This window comes from Variovorax sp. Soil_C_19 (assembly GCF_057657255.1).
Genome location: NZ_JBDGIV010000009.1, coordinates 191,458 through 198,546 on the forward strand (window position 1 = coordinate 191,458; position 7,089 = coordinate 198,546).

Here is a 7,089-nt window from a genome sequence, read left to right on the forward strand (position 1 = left end):
GACACTATCTCTGGCGGCAAGTTGGCTGACCGGCTCGATGGTGGCGAGGGCAGCGACACACTCAACGGCAACGCGGGCGACGACATCTTGATTGGTGGCGCCGGCAACGACACGCTCGATGGCGGCTCGGGCAACGACACCTATGTGTTCGGTCTTGGCGCAGGCCAGGACTCCCTGACGGAGTACGACATCACGGCGGGAAATGCGGACGTTGCCTTGTTCGGCGGCGACGTGACCACGGACCAACTCTGGTTCCGCCGAATCGGAAGCAACCTCGAAGTGAGCATCATCGGAACGGAGGACCGGCTCACCGTGAACAACTGGTACACCGACGCCGGCTATCACGTCGAGCAGTTCAAGACGAGCGATGGGAAGGTCCTACTGGACGGTCAGGTCCAGAATCTCGTGCAGGCGATGGCGCTTTTTTCGCCGCCAGCGGCGGGCCAAACGACTTTGCCGGCAGAGTATCACAGCAGCTTGAGCTCAGTGATCGCTGCCAGCTGGCAGTGAGTAGTTGCTGAGCAAAGGGATTTCCTGGAGTGAGTCGTCATTCGGCGACTCACTCTCGGCCCTGTTCATGGCAGACCATGCGCGAATAGTGAACTCGCTCCGGGATTCTTTTTCATTGACTCGGGCAGAAGTCAGCGGTAAGGAGTCTCGCAACGTTGCGGCCTCCCTCTCCAGCTGCCCAGCCGGGACGTGAGCTTTTCTCGTGAACGCTAGTGTGCGTCTTCTTTGTACGCACGCCTGTTCAGGCGTGAAAACGAAAAGCGTGAGGGAGAGTGCGATGAAGATGCTGAAAACCCTGCTTCTGGCGGCGTTCTTACTTTCGTTGCTAGGTGGAGATGCCATTGCGGTCGTCCCAATGCAAGGGCGCTGGCTGATGACATTTCCAGACTGGACTCATACCGCCCCGAGGTACTACTCCACCACGGAGGAGGGCTGTTCTGACCATATCGAGGTGGCATCGCGCGTTGGCGCGGTCCTATACGATATTTCTCACCGCTCCCACAGTCCCGTTGCCTTGGTCGCCCAGTGCATTCTTCAGTATCCGCCAGACCCGCGTACCTATCAGGACGGATCTCTGTGGAAATACCTAAGCTGTCCTGCTAACAGCACTGCCGTAGCTGCGGGCTGTCAATGCGAACGTGGATATCAGGAAAACGCCGGGCAGACCGCTTGCATAGCTGCCCTTCCCGAAGTGGAAAGTGCCAACAGTTGCAAGGCGCCCGCGGGAGCCGCGACTGTGAATCCAATCTTGCCCGCCACGACAGAGAAATTTCGCTCCGAAACCGACTTCATCGACAGCAGTCCAGCGCCACTGTCCTTCGTCCGCACCTACCGCAGCACCCGGGGCGCCGACGCAACGCACCCGGTCGGCCCGCTGGGCAAAGCCTGGACGCACAGCCACAGCACGTCGCTCGCTGCGACGCCGGCTGTCGACCCACACACGGTGTCCGTCACCAGCGCCGAGGGCCACCTGCGCACCTTCTTCAAGGCCGCTGGCTCCGCCACCTGGACAGCCACCAACAGCGCCGACAAGCTCACCCAGGCCGGCGATGGCAGCTGGACCTACCGGCGCTTCGAAGACGATGCCACCTTGAGCTTCACCGCCGCCGGCAAGCTCCAGACACAAGCCCAGCGCAATGGCTGGACCCTGGTCTACACCTACGACGGCGCTGGCCGGCTCGCTACCATCGGCAACGGCTTCGGCCGCATGCTGGTGCTGAACTACAACGGTACCGGCCAACTCGCCAGTGTCCTCACGCCAGACTCGCGCGCCATCGGCTACGCCTACGATCCGATGGGCCGCCTGTCCGTAGTGACCTATCCCGACGCCAAGAGCCGCACCTTCGTCTATGAGAACACCGCGTTCCCTCAGGCACTGACCGGCATCATCGACGAGTCGGGCGAGCGCTTCGCCACCTTCAGCTACGACAGCAAAGGCCGCGCCATCCGTTCGGAGCTGGCCGGCTCGACCGACCGCTACCAGGTCAGCTATTCATCCTCCAGCAGCGCTTCCATCACCGATCCGCTTGGCACGAGCCGCACCTACAGCTACAGCACCACTCTGGGTAAGCTCGCGGTCACCGGTGGCTCGCTGCCGTCCGGCACCGGCGAAGCCGACGTGTCATCGCGCATCCAAGACGCCAACGGCCTAATCACCTCGGAGACCGACTTCAAGGGTGTGGTCACGACAACGACTTGGGACGTCACCCGCCGCCTGCCCATGTCGGTCACCCGCGCCTCCGGCACCCCCGAAGCGCAGGCGGTGACCACCCAGTGGCACCCGACGTTCTCACTGCCCGCGCTGGTCACGGAGGCTGGCCGCACCACCGCCTACACCTACGACGCCCTCGGCAATGTCCTGACCCGCACGGTCACCGACACGGTGGCAAACCAGGCCCAGCTCTGGCAATGGACCTACAACGCCCAACAGCTGGTGGCCACCGCCTCCGAGCCCAACGGCGCCGTCACCAGCTACACCCACGACCCCCGAGGCAACGTCCTGACCTCGACCAATGCTCTCGGTCACGTCACGAGCTACACCTACGACAACGCCAACCGCGTCGCGAGTTCGACGGCCCTTAACGGCCTCGTCACCACCTACACGTACGACCCGCGCGACCGCTTGCTGACACAGACCACCGGCGGCCAGACCACCACGCTCACCTACAAGCCCTACGGCAAGGTCGAGACCGTGTCCCTGCCTACCGGCCTGGTCCTCACCTACAGCTATGACGCCGCCCATCGCCTGACCGGCTGGAGCAACAACCGCGGCGAGAGCGGAACCTACACCCTGGACGGCATGGGCAACCGCACCGCCGAGCAGATCAAGGACAGCGCCGGCAACGTGGCCTGGAACGCCGCGCGCACCATCAACAACATCAATCGCTTGTCCGCCCAGACCGAGGGGCCCAACCAGGCGAGCTCCTTCGGTTACGACGCCAACGGCGAGCTGACCCGCACCACCAACGGCCTGAACCAGAGCACCCAGTACGGCCTGGACGGCCTGCGCCGCGTCAAGGCCGTGACCGATGCGGCCAACGCGACAGCCACCCTCAAGTACAACGCTTTGGATGCCGTCACCGAAGCCAAGGACTTCAAGGGTGTCGCCACTACCTATGCGCGCGACGCCCAAGGGAACGCGACGGCCGAGAGCAGCGCCGATACGGGTGGAGAGAGCACCCAGTACGACGCCCTGGGCCTGTCCAGCCAGATCACCGATGCTCTCGGCCAAGCCACCATCATCACCCGGGATGCCCTGGGCCGCCCCACCAGCCTCGTCTTCGCCGACGGCAAGACCACCACCCTGCGCTACGACCTGAGTGCGAACAGCAAGGGCTACCTGTCCGAGGTGGTCGACCGCAGCGGCACCACCGATTACACCCGCGACGGCTTCGGCCGGGTCACCCTGAAGAAGCAGACCCTGGCCAACGGCAGCGTGCAGCAGGTCAGCTACAGCTACAACGCGAACGGCACCCTCGCGAGCATCGGCGACCCGAACGGCGGCGGACTACTCACCCACAGCTACGACGCCACCGGCCGCCTCACGGCCCTGAGCCTGAACGGCAACCCGCTTGTCACCGGCATCACCTGGAACCCGCTGGGCCAGCCCACCGCCTGGACCTGGGCGTTCTCGAGCCCGAACCTGGCGGCCAGCCGCAGCTACGACACCGCGGGCCGCATGACTGCCACCGAGTTCAGCAGCTACGTCTACAACGCGGCCGGGCGCATCACCAGCCTGACGCAGACCCTCTACGCGCCGGGCGACACCGACCCCACCCACAGCACCATCGGCGCCAGCGCTATCACCTGGACCGTGGGCTACAACGCGGTCGGCCGCATCACCGGCTTCAACGCCACCGGCAGCACCGCCGGCTTCGGCTACGACGCCAACGGCAACCGATCGAGCAGCACCCGGGTGCTCGGCGCCCAGAGCACCAGCCGCAGCTACACCGTGGGCGTCACCAGCAACCGCCTCACCGGCTTCACCCAGACGATCAATGGCGCCAGCACCACCAACGTCACCTACGGCTACAACGCCAATGGCGACCTGGTGAGCGATGGCCTCAGGAGCTACACCTACGATGCCGAGGGCCGTCTGGCCGCGGCCACCACCGGAGCGACCGACGTGAGCCCGACCACGCGCTACGCGCACAATGCGCTGGGCCAGCGCGTGTTCAAGACCGAGCCACTGTACCCGCCGGGTGAAGGCGATGAAGCGGACCCCGGGTTCATGCAGATGCTGATCGCGTTCTTCACGCGGCTGTGGAGTCCTGCAACAAGCGAGGCCGAGCAGCTGGGCTATGCCTATGTCTATGACGAGAACGGCACACTGATCTCGGAGGCCGGCAGCGGCGGGGCGAACAGCGCGGGCCAGGCCAGCTACATCTACCTGCCGACGGCGAACGGGCCGATGCCGGTGGCGGCGGTGATCAACGGCGCCACCTATGCGGTGCACAGCGACCACCTGAACACCCCGAGGCGCCTGAGCAGTGACAGCGGGCAAGCCGTCTGGCAATGGAGTTACAGCGCGTTCGGGGAGGACAAGCCGACGATTGCGAAGCACCGGTTCGCCAACCTCGACATCACACCCAACCCGGGCACAACGAGCATCTCCGAGGTGAAGTTCAACCTGAGGTATCCGGGACAGTATGCGGATGAGGAGTCAGGGCTGTTCTACAACTACTTCAGGAGCTATGACGCGAGGACCGGGAGGTACAGCCAGCCGGATCCGATTGGGCTGGATGGTGGGTGGAATCGGTTTGGATATGTCGACTCGAATCCTCTAAGCTTCGTTGATCCAGAGGGACTACGAAACATGCGTCCTGCGACTCCGGGAGGTAGCGCATACAACCGGCGCCAATGGCAGCGGCATGGACCAAAGCCTTTCGATATTCCGCGGGGAGAGGGAACTCAGTCGGCTTGGGAGGCCGCAGCGCAAATGCCAATCGCCGATCCGGGAGCCGGTGATTACAAATTCAGATGCGTTCGATGGGAATGCTCTGCACAGTCCTGCACGGCCGGGAAATCTCCGATGGACTTTCTTCCGCCGGCTTATTTCAAGGACTCGCCGCCGGACGGTTGCAGATGCACGCAGACGATGCTCGGCCCAGTTTTCAATGCGCCGAGCTTCGATCCGGTATCAGACCTCCCCGGGCTGGTGAACAAATACAGGACCAGTGATGGTCAACTTCGCCGGATGCTGGATGCTGTTCGGCGCTAAGGAGTGAAATGTGAAGGTCGAGATAGGTATCGGTTTCACCGGGATTCTCATCGGCCTGGCATTGATGTGGACAGGACAAAGTATGTGTCGCACGACTTGTTGGATCGACGAACTGTTCAGAATGCTCCTCCCGGCTTCGCGCGAGTCTTGGGCAGGCGGACTTCCGGTGGTCCTGATCGGCACTGTCATCGTCGGGCATGCGGTTTACAGGCGCTCGAGAAAGCCCAAATAGGCACATGTTGAACCTCATGCGCATCCTGCTGCGAAGAAGCGCCGACCGATCAAGCGACGATGGGGCTGAGCAGAGCGACCAGGCTGCGTCACTCCCGACCGTGGTTTCCATCGAAGGGTTGCCCGATTTCCAGATCGCGCATCATCTGTATCGGCACGAAGATTTGCCATTGATGAAATGGCCCCAGGTCGAATCTTGGCTTTCTGCCCTTGAGTCCTCTGCTTTGCAAGCCCTCGCATGGGAGGCAATCGAGAGAGCTTGGCTTCTTCATTTTCGAGCAGCGCTCGGCCCGCGATACCGTCTGCGCGAAGCGGGTTCCGCCGCGCTCTTGTCATCGTTGGATGACGGCGTGGCAAGTGCGACCCTCCGCTATATGGAGAGAACGCTCAAACGTGTCGCCGCAACATTGGATGGCATCGCACAGATACCTCCCTGGGGCAAGGACATCCTGATCGTTTTCGATGATGCGGAGAGCTACTACAGGTACGTCTCGCACTACTATCCTGAGACGGGGGAGTTCGCTTTCAGCAGCGGGATGTACATCGACGATGGCTGCGCCCACTTCGTTACTGTGAAAGCAGATCTGCGTGCCATCGAGCCGGTCATCGCACATGAGATGACTCATGGCTGCCTAGCGCATCTGCCTATTCCCCTATGGCTGAACGAAGGACTTGCCGTTAATACCGAGCATCGGATCGCCGGTGCTGCTGACTCATCCCTGGCAGTTCGCGAACTGCGGGCTAAACACCTGGACTTCTGGAGTCCGGAGACGATGCAGGAGTTCTGGTCAGGCGACGCTTTCAAGAGATCCGACGATGGCAGCATGCTTGCATATGATCTTGCCCGAATGCTCATTGCCCACTTCGCAAAAGACTGGAAGACATTCAAGCGCTTCGTCCTCAATGCGCATGCGGCTGATGCGGGAGCGGCGTCAGCGCATGAGCATCTCAGTGTTGATCTGGGTGCGTTGGTCTGCGCTCTCCTCGAGAAGGAGCAGTCTCTGCGGTGGGAGCCTGATCCGCGGGGTTGGCAATGACACTCTCTGTTGGTGGTGCTGGAGTGACCCCTGCAGTTGGACACCGGTCCGACCTTAAGCCGCCCCGTGGGCTAGTCCAGATCGAACGGACGCAATCCAATTTCAACAGGCAAGAAGTCGAATTAAATGCCTTCCGTACTAGGAAGCTCGTGCATCAGATCCAGGAGAGATCGCTCACCCTGTGGATGCTCGGATCCGGCTCGGTCAGAAGAGGGCTTGTTGAGGTCGTCGGCACCGTTGTTCAGCGTCCGGCGAAGACTTGGAAGAGATTCGTCGAATGTGAAGTTGAGTCTCCTAGTGAACTTGGCGCACTACGCTGAATAGGTCTTCGAGTTTCTCCAACGAAGGCAATCGTAGTGAGGACACTGGCCGAAAATTCCAAATTTAATGGTGCAAATCGCGAGGAATTTCATTGGTAGTGAAACACCAGTTCCAATCTGCATGAGCGGTTGCGGCACAAGTCGTTGATTTCTAAAAGCAAGCAGTTCGGTCCTGAACGAAAGCCGACAGTCGGTGCGCTGCCCCCGGAGAACCGTAGCACCGCGATTTAGAGTTCGATCAACCCGAAACGGAGATCGGACCGATGAAGAA

The 7,089-nt window shown here is 61.8% G+C and carries 3 protein-coding genes; all 3 read left to right on the forward strand.

Annotated features, from left to right (window positions below):
- Positions 1-510 (forward strand): calcium-binding protein (locus AC3A6R_RS18710; RefSeq protein ID WP_487865197.1); only part of this gene is annotated, 510 nt, incomplete at its 5' end.
- A 748-nt stretch (positions 511-1,258) separates the two neighbouring features.
- Complete coding sequence (locus AC3A6R_RS18715) at positions 1,259-5,230, forward strand: RHS repeat-associated core domain-containing protein (RefSeq protein ID WP_487865198.1); 3,972 nt, start codon at positions 1,259-1,261, stop codon at positions 5,228-5,230.
- Positions 5,231-5,466: 236 nt separating this feature from the next.
- Positions 5,467-6,498: a hypothetical protein gene (locus AC3A6R_RS18720; RefSeq protein WP_487865199.1), complete on the forward strand. Its 1,032-nt coding sequence runs from the start codon at positions 5,467-5,469 to the stop codon at positions 6,496-6,498.
- The last annotated feature ends 591 nt before the right edge of the window (positions 6,499-7,089 follow it).

Excerpts from the sequence above, each read along its gene's own strand:
- AC3A6R_RS18720 (WP_487865199.1), top strand. The coding sequence starts at position 5,467 with ATGTTGAACCTCATGCGCATCCTGCTGCGAAGAAGCGCCGACCGATCA.